Source organism: Segatella bryantii, assembly GCF_022024215.1.
Taxonomy (GTDB): Bacteria; Bacteroidota; Bacteroidia; order Bacteroidales; family Bacteroidaceae; genus Prevotella; species Prevotella bryantii.
Window position 1 is genome coordinate 81,491 of record NZ_CP091798.1, and the last position, 19,468, is coordinate 100,958.

21 protein-coding genes and 2 tRNA genes are annotated in these 19,468 nt (G+C 38.4%); 19 read left to right on the plus strand and 4 right to left on the minus strand.

Annotated elements, in window-relative coordinates; genetic code table 11:
- Window positions 1-44: 44 nt before the first annotated feature.
- From L6471_RS04555 to L6471_RS04580, 6 genes are read left to right on the plus strand one after another with little or no spacing between them, the layout of a single operon-like run.
- Window positions 45-560, plus strand: a complete 516-nt coding sequence (locus L6471_RS04555; protein ID WP_006281196.1) for an OmpH family outer membrane protein — start codon at window positions 45-47, stop codon at window positions 558-560.
- A 58-nt stretch (window positions 561-618) separates the two neighbouring features.
- Window positions 619-1,122 (plus strand): OmpH family outer membrane protein, encoded by a 504-nt coding sequence (locus L6471_RS04560; protein WP_237797481.1) that lies wholly within the window; start codon window positions 619-621, stop codon window positions 1,120-1,122.
- Window positions 1,122-1,625 (plus strand): OmpH family outer membrane protein, encoded by a 504-nt coding sequence (locus L6471_RS04565; RefSeq protein ID WP_006281194.1) that lies wholly within the window; start codon window positions 1,122-1,124, stop codon window positions 1,623-1,625. The genes L6471_RS04560 and L6471_RS04565 overlap by 1 nt, the downstream gene beginning before the upstream one ends.
- Window positions 1,626-1,655: 30 nt before the next feature.
- Window positions 1,656-2,498 (plus strand): glutamate racemase, encoded by an 843-nt coding sequence (gene murI / locus L6471_RS04570; protein ID WP_237797482.1) that lies wholly within the window; start codon window positions 1,656-1,658, stop codon window positions 2,496-2,498.
- An 8-nt stretch (window positions 2,499-2,506) separates the two neighbouring features.
- A complete protein-coding gene (gene rbfA, locus L6471_RS04575; RefSeq protein WP_006281192.1) occupies window positions 2,507-2,842 on the plus strand; it encodes a 30S ribosome-binding factor RbfA in 336 nt (111 codons plus the stop codon).
- Complete coding sequence (locus L6471_RS04580) at window positions 2,842-4,071, plus strand: FtsX-like permease family protein (RefSeq protein ID WP_237797483.1); 1,230 nt, start codon at window positions 2,842-2,844, stop codon at window positions 4,069-4,071. Before rbfA ends, L6471_RS04580 begins: the two co-directional genes overlap by 1 nt.
- A 311-nt stretch (window positions 4,072-4,382) precedes the next feature.
- On the opposite strand, the gene L6471_RS04585 is transcribed toward L6471_RS04580, so the two are convergent.
- Together L6471_RS04585 and aroQ are read right to left on the minus strand one after the other, a co-directional pair.
- Window positions 4,383-5,021 (minus strand): O-methyltransferase, encoded by a 639-nt coding sequence (locus tag L6471_RS04585; protein WP_006281190.1) that lies wholly within the window; start codon window positions 5,019-5,021, stop codon window positions 4,383-4,385.
- A 1-nt stretch (window position 5,022) separates the two neighbouring features.
- Window positions 5,023-5,451, minus strand: coding sequence for a type II 3-dehydroquinate dehydratase (gene aroQ, locus L6471_RS04590; RefSeq protein ID WP_006281189.1), 429 nt, complete (start codon window positions 5,449-5,451; stop codon window positions 5,023-5,025).
- A gap of 52 nt (window positions 5,452-5,503) precedes the next feature.
- Between aroQ and xerA the strand changes: the two genes are divergently transcribed.
- From xerA to L6471_RS04640, 10 genes are all read left to right on the plus strand, one after another.
- Window positions 5,504-6,418 carry a site-specific tyrosine recombinase/integron integrase gene (xerA, locus tag L6471_RS04595; protein ID WP_006281188.1) on the plus strand — a complete coding sequence of 305 codons (915 nt, stop codon included), beginning with the start codon at window positions 5,504-5,506 and terminating at the stop codon, window positions 6,416-6,418.
- Between the two features lie 92 nt (window positions 6,419-6,510).
- Window positions 6,511-7,767 (plus strand): methionine adenosyltransferase, encoded by a 1,257-nt coding sequence (metK, locus tag L6471_RS04600; RefSeq protein WP_006281187.1) that lies wholly within the window; start codon window positions 6,511-6,513, stop codon window positions 7,765-7,767.
- A 1-nt stretch (window position 7,768) separates the two neighbouring features.
- Window positions 7,769-8,791 (plus strand): DUF4271 domain-containing protein, encoded by a 1,023-nt coding sequence (locus L6471_RS04605; protein WP_006281186.1) that lies wholly within the window; start codon window positions 7,769-7,771, stop codon window positions 8,789-8,791.
- Between the two features lie 9 nt (window positions 8,792-8,800).
- Window positions 8,801-9,550: a uroporphyrinogen-III synthase gene (locus tag L6471_RS04610; RefSeq protein ID WP_006281185.1), complete on the plus strand. Its 750-nt coding sequence runs from the start codon at window positions 8,801-8,803 to the stop codon at window positions 9,548-9,550.
- A gap of 2 nt (window positions 9,551-9,552) precedes the next feature.
- Window positions 9,553-9,954 carry a ribonuclease P protein component gene (locus tag L6471_RS04615; RefSeq protein WP_027453265.1) on the plus strand — a complete coding sequence of 134 codons (402 nt, stop codon included), beginning with the start codon at window positions 9,553-9,555 and terminating at the stop codon, window positions 9,952-9,954.
- Entirely contained in the window at window positions 9,951-10,202 is a 252-nt protein-coding gene (gene yidD, locus L6471_RS04620) for a membrane protein insertion efficiency factor YidD (RefSeq protein ID WP_074548095.1), read from the plus strand. The genes L6471_RS04615 and yidD overlap by 4 nt, the downstream gene beginning before the upstream one ends.
- Before the next feature lie 70 nt (window positions 10,203-10,272).
- Entirely contained in the window at window positions 10,273-11,571 is a 1,299-nt protein-coding gene (tyrS, locus tag L6471_RS04625; protein ID WP_006281183.1) for a tyrosine--tRNA ligase, read from the plus strand.
- Window positions 11,572-11,639: 68 nt separating this feature from the next.
- A tRNA-Gln gene (locus L6471_RS04630) sits at window positions 11,640-11,710 on the plus strand.
- 111 nt (window positions 11,711-11,821) lie between these two features.
- Window positions 11,822-12,667 (plus strand): 5-dehydro-4-deoxy-D-glucuronate isomerase, encoded by an 846-nt coding sequence (kduI, locus tag L6471_RS04635; RefSeq protein ID WP_237797484.1) that lies wholly within the window; start codon window positions 11,822-11,824, stop codon window positions 12,665-12,667.
- Window positions 12,668-12,697: 30 nt separating this feature from the next.
- Entirely contained in the window at window positions 12,698-13,504 is an 807-nt protein-coding gene (locus tag L6471_RS04640; RefSeq protein ID WP_006281181.1) for a gluconate 5-dehydrogenase, read from the plus strand.
- A gap of 71 nt (window positions 13,505-13,575) precedes the next feature.
- Here the strand turns inward: L6471_RS04640 and L6471_RS04645 are convergent, their stop codons facing one another.
- Window positions 13,576-13,851, minus strand: coding sequence for an HU family DNA-binding protein (locus L6471_RS04645; RefSeq protein ID WP_237797485.1), 276 nt, complete (start codon window positions 13,849-13,851; stop codon window positions 13,576-13,578).
- A 197-nt stretch (window positions 13,852-14,048) separates the two neighbouring features.
- On the opposite strand from L6471_RS04645, the gene L6471_RS04650 reads away from it, so the two are divergent.
- The 3 genes from L6471_RS04650 (at window position 14,049) to secDF (ending at window position 19,264) form a co-directional block, all read left to right on the plus strand.
- Window positions 14,049-14,996, plus strand: a complete 948-nt coding sequence (locus L6471_RS04650; protein WP_027453270.1) for a rhomboid family intramembrane serine protease — start codon at window positions 14,049-14,051, stop codon at window positions 14,994-14,996.
- Between the two features lie 15 nt (window positions 14,997-15,011).
- The gene (locus L6471_RS04655; protein WP_039869340.1) at window positions 15,012-16,103 is read left to right on the plus strand and encodes an endonuclease/exonuclease/phosphatase family protein; all 1,092 of its coding nucleotides are present in this window, start codon (window positions 15,012-15,014) and stop codon (window positions 16,101-16,103) included.
- Between the two features lie 116 nt (window positions 16,104-16,219).
- The gene (gene secDF, locus L6471_RS04660) at window positions 16,220-19,264 is read left to right on the plus strand and encodes a protein translocase subunit SecDF (RefSeq protein ID WP_074548099.1); all 3,045 of its coding nucleotides are present in this window, start codon (window positions 16,220-16,222) and stop codon (window positions 19,262-19,264) included.
- 89 nt (window positions 19,265-19,353) lie between these two features.
- Here the strand turns inward: secDF and L6471_RS04665 are convergent.
- Window positions 19,354-19,425, minus strand: a tRNA-Arg gene (locus L6471_RS04665).
- Window positions 19,426-19,468 lie beyond the last annotated feature (43 nt).

A 19,468-nucleotide genomic window follows, 5' to 3' on the forward strand; every position in this document is an offset into this window, starting at 1 on the left:
AAGTCAGCAGAATGAAATCTTAACTAAAAAAGAAAGTTTGTAAGATGAAAAAATTATTAACCTTATGTCTTTTTGCCTGTTTGGTGTTGACAGTAAATGCACAGAAGTTTGCTTTGGTAGATATGCAGTATATTCTGAAGAACATTCCTGCATACGAAAGAGCTAACGAACAGCTAAACCAAGTGAGTCGTAAATGGCAAGCAGAGGTAGAGGCGCTCAATACAGAGGCAAGTACAATGTATAAAAATTATCAGAATGAAGTCGTTTTTTTGTCGCAGGAACAGAAGAAAGCTAAGCAAACAGCTATTATGAGCAAAGAAAAAGAGGCAAGCGATCTAAAAAAGAAATATTTTGGTCCAGAAGGTGAACTCTTCAAGAAGCGTGAAGCTCTGTTAACTCCTATTCAGGAAGAAATATACAATGCAGTAAAAGATATCTCAGATTTTAGAGGCTACTCTCTAGTAATAGACAGAGCTAGCAATGCTGGAATTATTTTTGGTTCTCCAAAGATAGATATCAGTAATGAAGTTTTGGATAAATTAGGATATTCCAATAAATAGTACTATATTTGCATTTACTTTTTAATAAAAGACAAAACAAATAATAAAACATAAGAAAATGAAAAAGCTTATTTTGATGTTGGCGCTTTGTGCACCACTCAGCACTTTTGCTCAGCAGAAGTTTGGTCACTTGAATTCTCAGGAAATTATGTCTCAGATGCCAGAGTTTATTAAAGCTCGTGGTGAGATTGAAGCTCAGGCAAAGACTTATGAGAATGACTTGAAATCTATGCAGGAAGAGTTGACTCGTAAAAATGATGAATACGAAAAGGGTAAGAGTACAATGAATGCTACTGCTCAAAAACAGAAGGAGACAGAACTCCAGACTCTTTACCAGAAGATTCAGCAGGCTTATCAAGACAATCAGCAAGCTTTGTCTAAGTTGCAGCAGGATAAGATGCAACCTATCACGACAAAACTTGTTAACGCTATCAAAGCTGTAGGTGACCAAGGTAAATATGTATACATCATGGATGTAGCATCAGGTATTCCTTACATCAGTCAAACACAGAGTAAGGATGTAACTGCAGAAGTAAAAGCTCAGCTCGCTAAAACAAAATAATGAAGAGATATTTCTTAGTACTAATGATAGCACTGCTGCCACTCTTTGCGAGTGCGCAGCAGTTGCGTTTTGGCTACTTTAGCTTCAAGGAGGCTTTTCAGAGCATGCCAGAATATGCTGTAGCCCAGAAAAATTTGGAAATTCTTCGCTCTAAATATGATGCAGAGACCAAGCGTGTAGAAGAAGAATTTAATAAAGATTATGAAGAATTCCTCGACGGGCAGAAAGATTTTGCTCCATCCATTCTCAAAAAGCGTCAAAATGAATTGCGTGAATTGATGGAGAAAAACATTGCGTTTAAGGAAGAATCGATTCGGCTTCTCAAGCAAGCAGAAAATGATGCATACGCACCATTGAAAACAAAATTGAATCAGGTATTGCAGCGTATCGGAAAAGAGAAGGGATATATTTTTATCCTTAATACAGATGCGCAAAGTGTACCTTATATCGATACTTATTTTGGTGAAGATATCAATACTTTGGTGCAGACTGCCTTGAAATAGGTGTGTGCCGTTTTTAAAAAGGTTTCCATTATGATAACATTACCACAGCGCCCTGGACCGATTGGCGTATTTGATTCCGGATATGGCGGCTTAACCATCTTACATGGTATTCGTCAATTATTGCCTCAGTATGATTATCTTTATTTAGGTGATAATGCTAGAGCTCCGTATGGCATACGTTCGTTTGATGTTGTATATCAGTTTACTCGACAGGCTGTGCTCAAAATGTTTCAAATGGGATGTCAGTTGGTTATTCTTGGTTGTAATACGGCATCGGCTAAAGCTCTGAGAAGTATTCAGCAACGAGATTTGCCAGAATTAGATCCAAGTCGTCGTGTATTGGGAGTAATTCGTCCTACAGCAGAAATAATCGGAAACCTTACATCTTCCCGTCATGTTGGGCTCTTGGCTACAGAAGGTACCATCAAGAGTCAGAGTTATGATATCGAAATCAAGAAACTCTTTCCTGATATTCAGGTGTCGGGTGTTGCCTGTCCGTTTTGGGTCCCTTTGGTAGAGTATAATGAGATGGATAGCCCTGGTGCAGATTACTTTGTAAAGAAGCGTGTTGACGAACTCATGCTCAAGGATAAGGATATTGATGCCATTATATTGGGATGTACCCATTTTCCACTGCTAATGCCGAAGATAATAAAGTATGTAAGCCCTTCAATCAGAATTATTTCACAAGGAGAATATGTGGCAGATAGTCTGAAAGCTTATCTAGAGCGTCATCCTGAGATGGAGCATAAGTGTACCAAGGGTAGTAGTTGTCATTATTACACTACTGAGAATGCTGACAAATTTAAAGATAGTGCTTCCATTTTCCTTCACGAAAAGGTAAATGTGAGTCATATTGATCTCGACAAATAATTGGAATTATGCAAGAAACAAGACAAAATCGTATTTCAAGACTTCTACAGAAGGAGTTGAGTCTTATATTTGAAACAGAAACCCGTAAGATGCGTGGTGTCATGGTAAGTGTAACGCGTGTTAAGGTAAGTCCTGATTTGGGTATCTGTACTGCTTATTTGAGTATCTTTCCTTCAGAAAAGGGTGAAGAGTTGATGGCTAATATTAATAGCAATGAGAAAAGTATTCGCTATGAACTTGGAAAACGTGTAGGTAAGCAGCTCCGTATAGTACCTGAACTCAGATTTTTTATCGACGACAGTCTAGATTATATTGAACGAATTGACGAACTGTTGAAAAAATAATGAACTTTCCTTTTTTTATAGCTCGTAGATATCTTTTTTCTAAGAAGAGTACGCATGCTATTAATATCATCAGTGCAATATCAGTAGTCGGCGTTGCGGTAGCAACTATGGCACTGGTTATTGTACTGAGTGTGTTTAATGGCTTTCACGATTTGGTGGCTTCCCTCTTCACCAGTTTTGATCCTCAACTTACAGTGGTTCCGGTAACAGGAAAAACTGTGCCGAACGATGATCCGATTCTTACTCAAATTAAGGCACTGCCACAGATAGATATTGCTTCAGAGACCATAGAAGACCAGGCTCTTGCTGTTTACAATAATAAGCAGGCCATGGTAACAGTTAAGGGTGTAGAAGATAATTTTTCTGATCTTACTCACATCAAGGAAATTCTTTATGGTGATGGCGAGTATGAACTCCATGCTGCCAACCTTCAATATGGAGTAATTGGTATCCGTCTTGCACAAGATCTTGGCACTGGTGCAAAATGGAACGGTTATCTAAAAATCTATGCTCCTCAGCGTGAAGGACAGCTTGATATGTCTAATCTTGATGGTGGTTTCGTGGTTGATTCTTTAATATCGCCAGGAGTAGTTTTCTCAGTAAAACAGAGTAAATATGATGCTGGCTATATCCTTACCTCTATCGAATTCGCCCGTAATCTTTTTGGTCAGCAAGGAATGCTCTCTGCTTTGGAATTACGTCTTAAACCTGGAAGTGATTTAGACGCTGTTAAGATGAAGATACAGCAGTTGACTGGTGATAAGTATCGCGTTATGGACCGGTTTGAGCAACAGGAAGATACTTTCAAAATTATGAGTATCGAGAAGTTTATCGCTTATATCTTCCTCAGTTTTATTCTTATTGTAGCCTGTTTTAATATTGTCGGTTCACTTTCTATGCTTATTATTGATAAGAAAGAAGATGTGGTTACCCTGCGTAATCTTGGTGCTACCGATAAACAAATAACTCGTGTCTTTCTTTTTGAAGGAAGGATGATATCTGCCATTGGAGCCATTATAGGTGTGCTTCTTGGTCTTTTACTCTGCTTAATACAGCAAGAATTTGGTATTGTTGCTTTAGGTGATTCTGAGGGCTCATTTATTGTCAATGCTTATCCGGTAAGTGTGCATTATGTAGATGTGCTGGTTATCTTCCTAACAGTAATTCTTATTGGTTGGTTGGCTGTATGGTATCCTGTAAGATATTTAAGCAAGAGATTGCTCAACTAAGTATTCTTATGATGATAGTTTCTTAGCGCTCCCTATTTCGAAGATAATCGAAATAGGGAGCGTTTTTTAGTATGCTCGGTATTGAGCATTGTCTAATGGGGGTAAGTCTCGAGTGAGTCTTAGTAGCGATGATTACTCTGCCAATAGTAGTATGAATACTGATAATTCTCAGGCAAGAGCAGAAGTTCGTGTCAATACATTACCTTAATATGCCATGCTTCGATTGTTGTGTCATTTTAATATAATGCCTAAAAAGTGATAGAAGGTAAAGAGAGGTTGTGTCAAAAGTAACAGACACGACCTCAATTCTTTTATTTCTTTCTTATCAATGTTAAACCATCTCGAAGTGGGAGAATGACTTTTTCCACTCGCTCATCTTTGGCGACAAAAGTGTTAAAATGATCAATGCCAATGGTTTGCTGGTCTTTGGTGTAGTTGGGATCAATTACATGACCATCCCAAAGTGTGTTGTCTGCTAAGATGAATCCACCAGGATGGAGTATAGAGAGTGTCATTTCGTAATCCTCTATATAGTTGCGCTTGTTGCCATCCAGAAAAGCCATATCGAAGATGATGCCTAGTTTTGGTGCTTCCTCATATGCATCTCCTATCCGAAAGTCTATTTTGTCGGCCACACTACTGCCTTCAATCCAAGGACGAGTGAAATCTTCCATTTCATCGTTTATTTCGAAAGTGTAAACCTTGCCTCCTTCTTCCAGTCCTTCGGCCATGCAGATGGCGCTATATCCACTAAAAGTGCCAATTTCTAGAATGTTTTTTGGACGAATCATGTGAACTAACATCTTGAGTAATCGGCCTTGAAGATGTCCGCTGGCCATACGGCCATGTACAGTATGGATATTAGTAGCTCGATACAAGCGATAGAGATAATCACCTTGCTCGTCGATATGGTCGAGAATGTACTCGTCGATTCCTTGTGTCTCAACCATATTACTTCTCCTGTTGAGCTAAGATGCCAGCGATAGCCATGTCATAACCGGCTAAGCCAAAACCACAAATAACACCTAAACAGGCGGGTGATAGGTATGAATGATGGCGGAATTCTTCGCGCTTGTGCACATTTGAAATGTGTACTTCTACTGTAGGGCATTTGAGTGAACGGATGCAATCTTGAAGAGCAATACTTGTATGTGTATATGCTCCTGCATTGAGTATGATGCCATCGTAATCAAATCCTACTTCTTGCATTTTATTGATGAGCTCACCTTCAATATTGCTTTGATAATAATCTATTTGTATATCAGGATATTTGCTTTGTAATTGTGGTAAATAAGTTTCGAATGAACTCTTTCCATAGATTCCTGGTTCTCTTATACCAAGAAGATTGAGATTAGGACCATTAATTATTTGTATCTTCATGACAATAATTTTTTTACTTTTTGTTAACTTTGTGGCAAAAGTAAGAAAATTAATGGAGAAAGACAAAAAATCAGGATTGAATATCGTGAAGCAATTCGATCGTTACCTGAAGTTAGAGTGTAACTATTCAGCGAATACGCTGGAGGCTTACAGGCACGATATCAGGTATTTGCTTGAATTTTTTGAGGAGCATCAACAGAATCCGATAGACGCAAAACTCGAAGATTTGGAATTATTTGCGACTTCGATTCATGAGAAGGGGATAGGTGCCCGTTCACAGGCTCGTATTCTTAGTGGAGTAAGATCATTTTATCGTTTTCTACAACTCGAAGGTTATATTAAAGATGATCCAACAGAACTTTTAGAATCTCCTCATCTTGGTGAGCATTTGCCAACTTATCTTACAACGGAAGAAGTGGATAGGTTGGAAGCATCAATTGACTTGTCAAAATGGGAGGGACAACGTAATAAGGCTATTATAGAAGTGCTCTTTAGTTGCGGACTTCGTGTGTCAGAGCTAGTAAATTTGAAAATCAGTAACTGCTTTATGGATGAAAAGTTTGTGAGAGTCTTGGGTAAAGGCAGTAAGGAAAGACTAGTACCGATATCTGAAAATGCTATTAGAGAAGTAAATTACTGGCTGATGGACCGTAATCTGATGGTTATTAAGCCTGGTGAAGAAGATTACCTCTTTTTAAATAGACGAGGATCTCATCTTACTCGTACGATGATTTTAATTATGATTAAGCGTCAAGCCGTAGCGGCAGGTATCACAAAGATTATATCGCCCCATACTTTGCGTCATTCTTTTGCCACAGCCTTGCTCAAAGGTGGAGCAGATCTTAGAGCTATTCAAGTAATGTTAGGGCACGAGGATATTGGTACTACCGAAATTTATACTCATATGGAAACTTCCGACTTAAAAAGGGAGATCTTAGAGCATCATCCACGAAACCTCAAGCATTAAATACCCCTTTTTTGTGGTTTTGTTTTGTTATTCGCTAGATTTAGAGTAACTTTGCAATCGAAAAAAGATAAAGAATTAAAAGATAGATAATTATGGCATATTTGTTTTCATCTGAGTCGGTGTCTGAAGGACACCCAGATAAAGTGGCTGACCAGATTTCTGATGCATTGTTAGATCAGTTTCTTGCTTATGATCCTGATGCTCACTGTGCTATAGAAACTTTTGATACAACTGGGCAGGTCGTTATTATGGGTGAGGTTCGCTCTAGTGAGTATATTGATTTGCAGACTATCGCACGTAAGACGATTAACAACATCGGATATACCAAGGCTGAATATCAGTTTGATGGTAATAGTTGTGGTATTTTGACTGCCATTCACGAACAGAGTGATGATATTAATCGAGGAGTTTCTCGAGAAGAAGAAGATAACCAAGGTGCTGGTGATCAGGGTATGATGTTTGGCTACGCATGTAACGAAACAGAAAACTATATGCCTGCTACTCTCGATTTAGCTCATCTTATTATGCGTGTTCTTGCAGACATCCGTAAGGAGGGCAAAGTGATGACTTATCTTCGTCCAGACTCAAAGAGTCAGGTTACCATAGAATATAGCGATGATAATGTTCCTCAGCGCATTGACACTATCGTAGTTTCTACTCAGCATGACCAGTTTGATGAAGACGATGAGCGTATGTTGGCTAAGATTAAGGAGGATGTACTCAATATTCTGATGCCTCGCGTAAAAGAGTGCTGTGATAAGAAAGTGCTTGCTTTGTTTAATGATGATATTAAGTATTTTATTAATCCTACTGGTAAATTTGTTATTGGTGGTCCTCATGGTGATACAGGTCTTACAGGTCGTAAGATTATCGTTGATACTTATGGTGGAAAAGGTGCTCATGGTGGTGGCGCTTTCTCTGGTAAAGATCCAAGTAAGGTAGACCGTAGTGCTGCGTATGCGGCTCGTTATATCGCTAAAAATATGGTAGCAGCTGGTGTATCAGACGAGATCTTGGTACAGTTAGCTTATGCTATTGGTGTAGCTCAACCTGTAAGTGTATATGTTAATACATATGGCAAAAGTCATGTAAATATGACAGATGGGGAGATTGCTGCTAAGATTGCTACAATGTTTGATCTTCGTCCAAAGGCTATAGAGCGTACGTTGAAACTAAGACAGCCTATGTATCTAGAAACCGCAGCATATGGCCATATGGGACGAAAGAATGAAATTGTCAATAAGACTTTCACCAGTTTCTATCATGAAACCAAGACCATGTCTGTGGAATTGTTCACTTGGGAAAAACTGGATAAGGTAAATGATATTAAAAAGGAGTTCGGATTATAAAATGACGACTCAATTAGCTGATTCATCAGTTGTCAGCGAAGAAACGGTACAGTCGGTCTCGACTTATAAAACACATTCAGGACAGCTAACTCCAAAAGAAATTTTGAGTTGGCTGCCTGCGAATGCAACCCCTGCCCAGCAGGATTCTGCCATTCAGGCTCATATCAAGCCAGGAAAGATACATTACAGTTCTCGGCCTGATACACTGCATCTTCCTGGGCACAAGCCAGGTAAGAGCTTGATGACTGTTAGCTTGCCTACCTACTACAAAGAGTCATTTTTCTCTAAGAGTCCCCTATTTCATCCGGAATTACCAGGTGGACGTCTTGGCGTGGCAGGAGATCCTGTACCTTATACCCTTGCATCAGACAATCTGATTACAGGAGTGCTGTTAGGTTGCTTTGTATTAGCTACATTGGCTTTTTCTAAATCTCAGCGTTTCATTTACCGACAAGTGAAAGATTTTTTCTTTGCGCCAAGAATTGGAACAACGACAATTACAGAAACTTCAACTGAAGTAAGATATCAGATGTTTTTTGTCTTACAGACGTGTTTACTTTTAACTATCAACTTCTTCTTCTTTACACGAACATTTGTTAGTGATACTTTCACGATAGATCAGTTTAAGATTATGGGTGTTAACCTAGGGGTGGTAGTAGCTTATTACGTCTTCAAATTTGTTGCCTATTGGTTTACAGGATGGGTCTTTTTTGATAGTAAAAAGACTGAACAATGGCTCAAGTCTTTTATCTTCTTAGTATCTACAGAAGGAGTTCTCTTATTTCCTGTAGTTTTACTATTGGTATATTTTGATTTACCTATTCAAAGTACGTTCATTTATACGGCATTTGTTATCATATTGGTAAAAATATTATCATTTTATAAGAGCTATAGTATCTTTTTTAAAAGAATCGGTGCTATTTTGCAATTTATTTTGTACTTTTGTGCCCTCGAAATCATGCCTTTAGCAGCACTATGGGGAGCACTAATCATGATCAGTAATTATTTGAAAATAAATTTTTAGGACACTACGATGATAAAGAAAATTTTAATATCACAGCCTAAGCCTACGAGTGAAAAGTCACCATACTTTGATATTGAAAAAGAATTCAATGTTAAGTGTGATTTCCACCCATTTTTTAAAGTGGAAGGACTAACTTCTAAAGAATTCCGTCAGCAGAAGATTAATATTTTAGATTATACTGCGGTAGTCTTTACATCTCGTCATGCTATTGATAACTTCTTCAAGTTGGCTAAGGATTTGCGAGTTACAATTCCTGAGGATATGAAATATTTCTGTGTTATTGAGAATATCGCATTTTACATCCAAAAGTATGTACAGTATCGCAAGCGCAAAGTATTCTTTGGTAATACAGGTAAACTGGCTGATTTGGTACCATTGATGATGAAGCATAAGGATGAAAAATACCTAATTCCTATGAGTAGTGCTCACCAGAATGATGATGTTAAGACATTGCTTGATAGTAAGGGGTTGAATCATAAGGAGTGCATCATGTACCGTACCGTAAGTAATGACTTTACTGAAGAAGAAAAGAAAGCTTTCGATTATGATATGCTGCTATTTTTCAGTCCTACAGGAGTAAAGGCTCTTAAGAAGAATTTTCCTGATTTTGAACAGGGTGATATCAAGATAGGAACATTTGGTACCACTACTGCACAGACTGTAGGCGACGAAGGTCTTCGTTTGGATATGCAGGCTCCTACTAAAGAACACCCATCTATGAGTAGTGCGTTGAAGGCATTTTTGAAGGAAGGTAAATAATTATGGCAGAATCCGAAGCATTTACATTGTGTAAAGAAGAGCGGATATGCAGTTTGAAACTGTTGGAACAACTCTTTGTACATGGGGAAAGCAAATCGATGTCTGCTTACCCCTTAAGAGTTGTATACCGACAATTTGATAGAGCAGAGGGCGACATGCAGGTAAATTTCCTGATTAGTGTACCCAAGAAATGCTTTAAGCGAGCTGTAAAGCGTAATCGCGTGAAGCGACAAGTACGAGAAGCTTATCGAAAGAATAAGGATATCGTCTGGAAAGAAATGGAGAAAAAGACTGATAAAAAGTTGGCAATGGCTTTTATTTGGCTTTCTGATGAATTGGCACCTTCATCATTGGTGGAGTATAAAATGAAAAATCTATTGCATCGTATAGGTGAAAGTTTATGAATATCTTGAAAAAGATAGTACACTATATATCATTAGGGCTGGTGAGACTTTTGTTGTTGCCAATTCTATTTTATCAAAAATTCATAACTCCATATACACCACCTTCGTGTCGGTTTACACCAACATGTTCGGAATATGCAAGGCAGGCTTTGCTGAAGCATGGTCCAATTAAAGGGTTGGTGCTTGCTATTTGGCGAATCTTAAGATGTAATCCATGGGGTGGCAGTGGTTATGATCCAGTGCCGTAAGTTGTCCTCTACAGGCGCCCCGACAATTGATAGATAATATAGCCTTAACGGGCTTCAAAAATTAGTTTAAATGAAAAACTTTGTAGAAGAACTGAAATGGCGTGGTATGCTGGCTCAGATCATGCCTGGTACTGAAGAGTATTTGATGGAGAATATGACATCAGCTTATCTGGGTACAGACCCTACTGCTGATTCTCTTCATATCGGTCACCTTTGTGGTATTATGATGCTTCGTCATTTGCAGCGTTGTGGCCATAAGCCTTACCTCTTGGTAGGTGGTGCTACGGGTATGATAGGTGACCCTTCTGGTAAAAGTCAAGAACGTAATCTTCTAGATACTGAAACTTTGTATCACAACCAGGAAGCTATTAAAAAACAGGTTTCAAAGTTCCTTGATTTCGATGGAACTGCTCCTAATAAGGCTGAAATGGTAAACAACTATGACTGGATGAAAGATTTTACTTTCCTTGACTTTGCTCGTGAGGTAGGTAAGCACATCACGGTCAACTATATGATGGCTAAGGATAGTGTACAGCAGCGTCTTAATGGTACTGCACGCGATGGTCTAAGCTTCACAGAGTTTACTTATCAGTTACTTCAGGGTTACGATTTCTTGTATCAATATCAAAACTATGGTGTACGCCTACAATTGGGTGGTAACGATCAGTGGGGTAATATGACTACTGGTACAGAGCTTATTCGCCGTACTTTGGGTAGTGAGGCTCAGGCATTTTGTCTTACATGTCCACTTATTACTAAAGCTGATGGTAAGAAGTTTGGTAAGACAGAAAGTGGTAATGTGTGGTTGGATCGTAACCGTACTACACCATATGCTTTCTACCAGTTCTGGTTGAATGTAACTGATGATGATGCTGAACGTTATATCAAAATTTTTACCGATCTTGATCAAGATACGATTAATGCCCTTGTAGAAGAGCATAAGCAAGATCCAGGTCGCCGTACGCTTCAGCGCCGTCTTGCAGAAGAGGTTACTACTATGGTTCATTCTAAGGAAGATCTTGATATGGCTATTGCTGCAAGTAATATTCTTTTCGGTAAAGCTACTAAAGATTCTTTGGCTCAGCTTGATGAGGCAACCCTAAACGATGTGTTTAAGGATGTGCCACACTATACTATCGATAAATCACAACTTGGTGGTACAGCTGTAGATCTCTTTAATCAGGAGGGAATGGATATTTTCCCAAGTAAGAGCGAAATGAGAAAGCTTGTTAAAGGAGGTGGTGTATCTCTTAATAAGGAGAAATTAACAGCTTTTGATCAGGCTGTAACAGCTGAAGATTTGATAGATGGTAAGTACTTGCTTGTGCAGCGAGGTAAGAAAAATTACTATTTGATTACAGTAAAATAAAGAAAGTTGCGTAAAAATTTGGTGGTGGAGAAAAAAAACACTACCTTTGCGCTGCAATTAACAAAGATTGTCCTATGGTGTAATGGTAGCACTACAGTTTTTGGTTCTGTCAGTGGTGGTTCGAATCCGCCTGGGACAACCTGGAAAAGTCGAATAGAATTTACTATTCGACTTTTTTCTTTTTTTCTCCCACTCTTTTTTTACATTCATCATTAATTTTATTATCTTTGCATAAACAAATCAGATATTTATGCAAACAAACTATGAGTTAAGATATGCTGCTAATCCTGCTGATGCTAAAGCCTATGATACAGAAAGATTGCGGCAGGAATTCCTGGTAGAAACCCTTTTTGTAGATGATGAAGTCAATATGGTGTATTCTATGTACGACCGTATGATAGTGGGTGGTGTAAAGCCTGTAAACGAGATCTTAGTATTAGAGGCTATTAGTCCACTGAAGGCACCATATTTTACTACCCGTCGAGAACTTGGAATCTTTAATGTAGGTGATGGTGATGGCATTGTGCGAGTAGGTGATGAAATATTTGAACTTGCCAGCAAAGAAGCTCTCTATATAGGGCGTGGCGATCGTGATGTAACGTTTGAAAGTAAAGATAAAACCCATCCGGCTCTGTTCTATTTTAATAGTACTACAGCTCATTGCGCCTATCCTTGTCGAAAGGTAACTAAGGCTGATGCTATAAGTGTACATGTAGGTAATTTGGAAACCAGTAACGAGCGTACCATTAATAAGATGATTGTGAACCAAGTATTGCCTACCTGCCAGTTGCAAATGGGTATGACAGAACTGGAGCCAGGAAGTGTATGGAACACGATGCCTGCTCATGTGCATAGTCGAAGAATGGAAGCCTATTTCTATTTTGAACTACCTAATGATCAAGCTGTCTGTCACATAATGGGCGAACCACAAGAAACACGTCATATATGGATGAAAGGTAATCAAGCTGTGTTCTCACCTGAGTGGAGTATACACAGTGCTGCAGCAACTCATAATTATACTTTTATTTGGGGTATGGGCGGAGAAAATCTAGATTATAATGATCAGGATTTTTTTGAAATTATAGACTTAAAATAATCAATTATACAACTTTAAAACAAAATCAAAATGGATACATTCTCAAAGAATTTCTCCCTTGAAGGTAAGGTTGCTCTCGTAACAGGTGCAGCTTATGGTATTGGATTCGCAATTGCAGAAGCTTATGCAAAGGCTGGTGCTAAAATCGCATTCAATTGTCGTAGTCAGAAGCATATGGATCAGGCTCTTGCTGATTATAAGGCTAAAGGTATTGAGGCTAAGGGGTATATCTGTGATGTAACTAACGAGGCTGATGTACAGAAAATGGTTGCTGACATCGAGAAGGAACTTGGTATTATAGATATTCTCGTCAACAATGCTGGTATCATCAAGAGAATTCCTATGGATGAAATGACTGTAGAAGAGTTCCGTCAGGTGATTGATATCGACTTGAATGCACCTTTTATCGTATCAAAGGCTGTTATTCCTGGTATGAAGAAGAAAGGTCATGGTAAAATTATCAATGTTTGTTCTATGATGAGTGAACTTGGTCGTGAGACAGTGAGTGCATATGCTGCAGCTAAAGGTGGTCTGAAAATGTTAACCCGTAACATTTGCTCAGAATTTGGTGAATATAATATCCAGTGTAATGGTATTGGCCCTGGTTATATTGCTACTCCTCAGACCGCTCCTCTTCGAGAACCACAGGCAGATGGAAGCCGTCACCCATTTGATAACTTTATTATAAGTAAGACACCAGCAGCACGTTGGGGTACACCAGAAGACTTGATGGGACCTGCTGTTTTCTTGGCATCAGATGCTTCTGACTTCGTAAACGGTCATGTACTCTATGTAGATGGAGGTATTTTGGCTTATATTGGCAAACAGCCTAAATAATTAACAATATACAAAAATGAAAAAGGCAACTCTATTTAGGGTTGCCTTTTTTATGTATAATTTTTGATAAATTACTTATTTACTGCATCAGAAAGTTCAGCACCAGCCTTGAACTTAATAACGTTCTTAGCAGGAATCTGAATCTTTGCCTTAGTAGAAGGATTAATACCTTCACGAGCAGGACGTGAAGTTACACTGAATGTACCGAAACCGATGAGCTGAACCTTATCATTCTCTGTAAGAGCTTCCTTTATAGCTGCTACTGTAGACTCAAATGCTTTCTTAGAATCAGCTTTGGACAAACCTGCCTTTTCTGCAATTTTGTCAATCAATTCTGTCTTATTCATAATTTTCAATTTTAATTGGTTTAAATTTGTTGATTTTGTTGACAAATATAGAATATTCCTTTGATAAATCAAACAAATTTGTTGGAAAATTGAAAAAAAAGACGAAAAAAAACTCTATTGGTCTTTGTTTTCTACTTATTCACGATTTATTTTCGTATTTTTGCGCTTATTAATAAGATAAAAGTATAAAATAATATATGCGCATTCCAACAATTACAAAGAATCTGCTAATTATTAATGTCTTAGCGTTCTTAGCAATGATGGTGCTTCAGAGATTTGGAATAAATTTAAATGATATTTGTGGATTACATTTCTTCTTGGCGCCAGATTTTCAAGTATATCAATTGGTTACCTATATGTTTATGCATGCAGGGTGGCAGCATATTATCTTTAATATGTTTGCTTTATGGATGTTTGGCTGTGTCGTTGAGCGTGTATGGGGACCTAAAAAATTTCTGTTTTATTATATCTTCACTGGTGTTGGTGCAGGCATCTTGCAAGAAATCGTACAATTTGCGCAGCTTTATTATATGGCTAGTGAACAATTACCTGCTTTTTCTTTTTCGGATATATTTGAAGTTGCACATAATAGCAGTGAGGTGCTGAATCAGTGGACTACTGTAGGTGCTTCTGGTGCTGTTTATGCTATCTTGCTTGCTTTTGGTATGATTTTCCCTGAAGAGAGAATCTTTATTTTCCCTTTGCCTATCCCTATTAAAGCCAAGTGGTTTGTTGTGGGATATGTCGTTATAGAATTATTCTCTGCTTTGTCTACTCCTGGTGATAGTGTTGCTCATTTTGCACATTTGGGAGGTATGTTGTTCGGCTTCTTATTGATACGTTACTGGTATCGTCATCCATCTGTCGATTCTTCACAAATGTATGGTCGTTCAAGTGGTGAACATCTTTTTAGCAATCTACGCAGTAGGTGGGAGCAACATCAGAATAGGAAAACAGAAAATTATCGTGACAGTCAGACTTCAACTCAAACAAGTACGCATGAAAGTGATTGGGAGTATAATGCTCGTCAAGCGAAGGAACAAGATGAGGTCGATCGTATTCTTGATAAAATACGTAAGAGTGGATATGATAGTCTGACAACAGAAGAAAAACAGAAACTTTTTAATCAGAGTAATCGTAAATAATACGTATTCCTCAATATGTTTGGGAAATTAAAAAAAGTAACAATTCAGATGGTGGCAGGTGCAAATATTGCCACCATTTTGTTGATGTTTTTGATTGGATTCTCTGATCGTGTCAATCCTGTAAGCTTTCCTGTACTATCCAATATTGGACTTTCTTTTCCTGTTTTTATCTTAATTAATTTAACCTTTCTCTTTTTTTGGCTTTTATTCCAAAGGCGAAAGGTATGGATTCCTATAGTTGGTTTTTTGATTTGCTATGTTCCTGTAAGAGAATATGCTCCTTTGAATATCAAGCATGAAGTTCCCAAAGGGGCCATCCGTGTGATGTCGTATAATGTGTTTCTGTTTGCTGGTTGGAATAGTCCAGGCACTAGTAACGGTATTTTGCAGTATATTAAAAAACAGCATCCTGATATTTTGTGTCTGCAGGAAGCAGGATGTCAGGAAATTGGTCAGGCCAATATCGATTCTGTGCTTGATAAAATTTATCCTTATAAGCAATATTCACATCATAGTTCAAGCAATAGTGAGACGATAGCCTTGTATAGTAAGTTTCCGATAGTCGATTCTGTACGTATTAATTATCCTTCAAAAGGAAACTTTTCAGTAGCTTATCGCGTAACAATTGATGAAGATTCGGTGTGGATAATCAATAATCATTTGGAAACAACCGGCTTAAGTCAAGATGAGCGTAAGGGATTTAAGTTGATGATGAAAGGAGAAATGGATCATCATGTAGCGAAGTCAACATCAAAACTTATTATAACTAGGCTTGGAGAGTCTAGTGCTAAACGTGCTGTAGAAGCTGATGCTGTATCTGAATTTATAGAACATCATCAGCATGAGAGTATTATACTGTGTGGGGATTTCAATGATGGACCGATATCCTATACGCATCATACAATTGTGAAAAAGTTGATAGACTGCTACATAGAAAGTGGATTTGGTCCAGGTATAAGCTACCACAAAGGAGGATTTTTTGTGCGCATAGATAATATCATGTGCACTTCAGACTGGGAGCCATTTCAATGTAACGTAGATAACAAAATTAAACTTTCAGACCATTATCCGATATCATGTTGGTTGAAAAAGCGCCCAAAACCATAAAAAATAAATAATAAGACGCTATAAATTTTTCATTATGAGAAAAAAATGGTATTTTTGCACGTCTACATTGAGTAATGTCGCGAAAAACAAATAAACAATAAAATCATAACAAGAAAATGCAAAACAAAGGAATTGTAATTGTTACTGCCGTCCTTTTGACACTTGCCAGTATCTTTTATCTTTCATTCTCTGTTGCAACAAGCTATTTCGACAGTGAAGCTGCTAAGATTAAAGATCCTATCGCACAGCAGGACTACAAGGATTCTGTTAAGTATCTTGGAGTATATTCATACAAGAATTGCTTGGAGACACAGATTGGTCTTGGTCTTGACTTGAAGGGTGGTATGAACGTCATTCTTGAGATTTCTGTACCAGATGTTATTGAAACACTGGCTGATCACAAGACAGACGCTGCGTTCACAAAAGCTATGAAAGACGCTAAAGCTGAGCATATGAACAGCCAGGGCGATTTCATTAAGTTATTTATTGATGCTTATCATCGTGTTGCTCCTGGTCATAAGTTGGCAGAGGTTTTTGCTACGCAGCAGATGCAGGGTAAGGTTTCTCCTCAGAGTTCTGATGTTGAGGTAGAAAATGCTATTCGTTCGGAAGTTCAAGCTGCAATTGATAACTCTTTCAATGTTGTTCGTACTCGTATTGATAAGTTCGGTGTAGTTCAGCCTAATATCCAAAAGCTTGAGGGCCAGCAAGGTCGTATTATGGTAGAAATGCCTGGTATCCGTGAGCCTGAACGTATGCGTAAACTTCTTCAAGGTAGTGCTAACTTGGAGTTTTGGGAGACTTATAATGCTGAAGAAATTATTCCTTATTTGAATCAGGTTGACCAGCGCTTTGCTAATGGTGGTGAAACTGCTACTGATACTACAGCCAAGGACTCAGCTAAGAGTACTGCTCCAGTTACAAAAAAAGCCGAACCTAAGTTCAAACTAGCTGGTGCTGCTAAGAAAGACGTCGCTCCTAAGAGTGAAACAGCTCAGATTGAGGCAGCAAAGAAGCAACATCCTTTGTTGGCTGTTCTTCAGACAACAGGTCAGAATAGTTTAGCTCTTGTAGGTTATGCTAACGTTCGTGATACAGCTGCTATTAATAAGATTATTAATTCTCAGATTGCTAAACAGATTCTTCCTTCAGATGTTCGTTTGCTGTGGAGTGCTAAACCAGCAAACTTGCAGAATGTAAAGAATATCTATGAGTTGTATGCTTTGAAGGTAACTACTTCTACCGGTCGAGCACCGTTAGAGGGCGATGTTATCACAGATGCTAAAGATGAGTTCGACCAGTTCTCTAATCCTGTTGTTAGCATGCAGATGAATACAGAGGGCGCTCGCAAATGGGCTCAGTTGACTAAGGCTAACGTAGGTAAGGCTGTGGCTATTGTGCTTGATGGTGTTGTTTACTCAGCTCCTCGAGTAAATCAGGAAATTGATGGAGGTAACTCTCAGATTAGTGGTAACTTCACTATTGAGGAGACCAAGGACTTGTCTAATACATTGAAGTCTGGTCGTATGCCAGCTCCTGCTCATATTGTTCAGGAAGATGTTGTTGGTCCTACATTGGGTGCTCAGTCTATTCAGCAGGGACTTATTTCATTCGCTGTTGCTTTCGTACTTTTGATGGTCTACATGGTTCTTATGTATGACTTCATCCCAGGTATGGTTGCTAATGGTGCTTTGATTGCTAATCTTTTCTTCACACTTGGTGTTCTTGCTTCTTTCCAAAGTGCCTTGACTATGCCTGGTATCGCTGGTATGGTGTTAACTTTGGGTACAGCAGTAGATGCTAATGTGTTAATCTATGAGCGTATCAAGGAAGAGATGCGTAAGGGTAAGGGCCTTCGTGAGGCTCTTGAAGCAGGTTACAAGAATGCTTTCTCTGCAATCTTCGACTCCAACTTGACATCTTTGATTACAGGTATTATCCTGTTGACTACAGGTACTGGTCCAATTCGTGGCTTTGCTACTACTTGGATTATTGGTATTGTAGTATCTTTCTTCACTGCAGTATTCTTGACTCGTTTGGTTTATGAAAATCGTGTGAAGAGTGGAAAATGGCTTAATCTGAAGTTCTATACAGGTTTCAGTAAGAGCATGATGCAGGGCTCTAGTTACAACTTCATGGGTATGTACAAGAAGAGTTTCACTGTGTGGGGTGTCGCAATCTTTATTTGTGTTATTAGTTTTGCAGTTCGTGGTTTGAGCCAGAGTATTGATTTTACAGGTGGTCGTAACTACGTTGTAGCTCTTGATAAGACAGTAGAAGTTGAGGACGTTCGTGAGGTTTTAGGTGATGCTTTTGTTAATACTGTAGGACCAGATGCGGGTAAGACAGCTACTACTAGTGTTATTGCTTTGGGTACAGATGGCAAGACTATTCGTGTATCTACTAATTATAACATTGACAGTACTGATCCATTAGAAGATGATAAGGCTGAAACAATCCTCTTCAATGCATTGAAAAAGGGTAATTTTGTAAGCCAAGCAAATGTTGAGTCATTCAAGAACCCTGATATTCGTGAGGGTGGTTCTATCATTAGCAGTGCTAAAGTTGGTCCATCTGTTGCTAAAGATATTACTTATGGTGCTATTGTTAGCGTTGTATTGGCTATCATATTCATCTTCTTGTATATTTTGTTACGTTTCCGTAACATTGGTTTCTCTGCAGGTGCAACAGCAGGTTTGATTCTTGATACAACTATCGTAATCGGTTTCTTCTCTTTGTGCTATGGTTGGATAGGTTTCTCACTTGAAATAGATCAAACGTTTATTGGTGCTATTCTGACAGTTATCGGTTATGATATCAATGACTCTGTGGTTGTATTCGACCGTATCCGTGAGAATTTGAATAATAACAAAAATCGTATGTCTCGTGTAGACATCCAAGCATTGTTTAACAACTCTATTAATGAGACACTTTCACGTACCATTAATACTTCTATATCTACTTTGATAGTATTGGTATCTATCTTTATTCTTGGTGGTGACAGTATTCGTAGCTTCGCTTTTGCTATGATTATTGGTGTTATTATTGGTACTTTGTCTTCTATCTTCATAGCTTCTCCTGTTGCTTACTTGGTATTGGGTAAGAAAATTGAAGCAGAACAAGATAAGGCATCTGTGACAGTTGAAGAAGTAAAAGCTTAATCGTTATCCTCCCTCTTCTTTGGAGGGAGGTTTTTAATATCAAAAGAGGTCGTGTCTGCTATGAAGACACGACCTCTTTTGATTAAAAGTGATTCCACCGAGAATCGAACTCGGATCAAAGGTTTAGGAAACCTCCGTTCTATCCATTAAACTATGGAACCCTAATTTTATAAATGCAAAGATACAATAAATCAATCGCTTTTA

What these genes read in the sequence shown, in the direction of transcription:
- secDF (WP_074548099.1), top strand. Translation starts at nt 16,220, where the DNA reads ATGCAAAACAAAGGAATTGTAATTGTTACTGCCGTCCTTTTGACACTT.
- rbfA (WP_006281192.1), top strand. Translation starts at nt 2,507, where the DNA reads ATGCAAGAAACAAGACAAAATCGTATTTCAAGACTTCTACAGAAGGAG.
- L6471_RS04560 (WP_237797481.1), top strand. Translation starts at nt 619, where the DNA reads ATGAAAAAGCTTATTTTGATGTTGGCGCTTTGTGCACCACTCAGCACT.
- murI (WP_237797482.1), top strand. Translation starts at nt 1,656, where the DNA reads ATGATAACATTACCACAGCGCCCTGGACCGATTGGCGTATTTGATTCC.
- tyrS (WP_006281183.1), top strand. Translation starts at nt 10,273, where the DNA reads ATGAAAAACTTTGTAGAAGAACTGAAATGGCGTGGTATGCTGGCTCAG.
- L6471_RS04615 (WP_027453265.1), top strand. Translation starts at nt 9,553, where the DNA reads ATGGCAGAATCCGAAGCATTTACATTGTGTAAAGAAGAGCGGATATGC.
- L6471_RS04640 (WP_006281181.1), top strand. Translation starts at nt 12,698, where the DNA reads ATGGATACATTCTCAAAGAATTTCTCCCTTGAAGGTAAGGTTGCTCTC.
- aroQ (WP_006281189.1), bottom strand. Translation starts at nt 5,451, where the DNA reads ATGAAGATACAAATAATTAATGGTCCTAATCTCAATCTTCTTGGTATA.
- L6471_RS04605 (WP_006281186.1), top strand. Translation starts at nt 7,769, where the DNA reads ATGACGACTCAATTAGCTGATTCATCAGTTGTCAGCGAAGAAACGGTA.
- L6471_RS04555 (WP_006281196.1), top strand. Translation starts at nt 45, where the DNA reads ATGAAAAAATTATTAACCTTATGTCTTTTTGCCTGTTTGGTGTTGACA.
- metK (WP_006281187.1), top strand. Translation starts at nt 6,511, where the DNA reads ATGGCATATTTGTTTTCATCTGAGTCGGTGTCTGAAGGACACCCAGAT.
- L6471_RS04645 (WP_237797485.1), bottom strand. Translation starts at nt 13,851, where the DNA reads ATGAATAAGACAGAATTGATTGACAAAATTGCAGAAAAGGCAGGTTTG.
- L6471_RS04580 (WP_237797483.1), top strand. Translation starts at nt 2,842, where the DNA reads ATGAACTTTCCTTTTTTTATAGCTCGTAGATATCTTTTTTCTAAGAAG.
- L6471_RS04565 (WP_006281194.1), top strand. Translation starts at nt 1,122, where the DNA reads ATGAAGAGATATTTCTTAGTACTAATGATAGCACTGCTGCCACTCTTT.
- L6471_RS04610 (WP_006281185.1), top strand. Translation starts at nt 8,801, where the DNA reads ATGATAAAGAAAATTTTAATATCACAGCCTAAGCCTACGAGTGAAAAG.
- L6471_RS04655 (WP_039869340.1), top strand. Translation starts at nt 15,012, where the DNA reads ATGTTTGGGAAATTAAAAAAAGTAACAATTCAGATGGTGGCAGGTGCA.
- L6471_RS04650 (WP_027453270.1), top strand. Translation starts at nt 14,049, where the DNA reads ATGCGCATTCCAACAATTACAAAGAATCTGCTAATTATTAATGTCTTA.
- xerA (WP_006281188.1), top strand. Translation starts at nt 5,504, where the DNA reads ATGGAGAAAGACAAAAAATCAGGATTGAATATCGTGAAGCAATTCGAT.
- yidD (WP_074548095.1), top strand. Translation starts at nt 9,951, where the DNA reads ATGAATATCTTGAAAAAGATAGTACACTATATATCATTAGGGCTGGTG.
- kduI (WP_237797484.1), top strand. Translation starts at nt 11,822, where the DNA reads ATGCAAACAAACTATGAGTTAAGATATGCTGCTAATCCTGCTGATGCT.
- L6471_RS04585 (WP_006281190.1), bottom strand. Translation starts at nt 5,021, where the DNA reads ATGGTTGAGACACAAGGAATCGACGAGTACATTCTCGACCATATCGAC.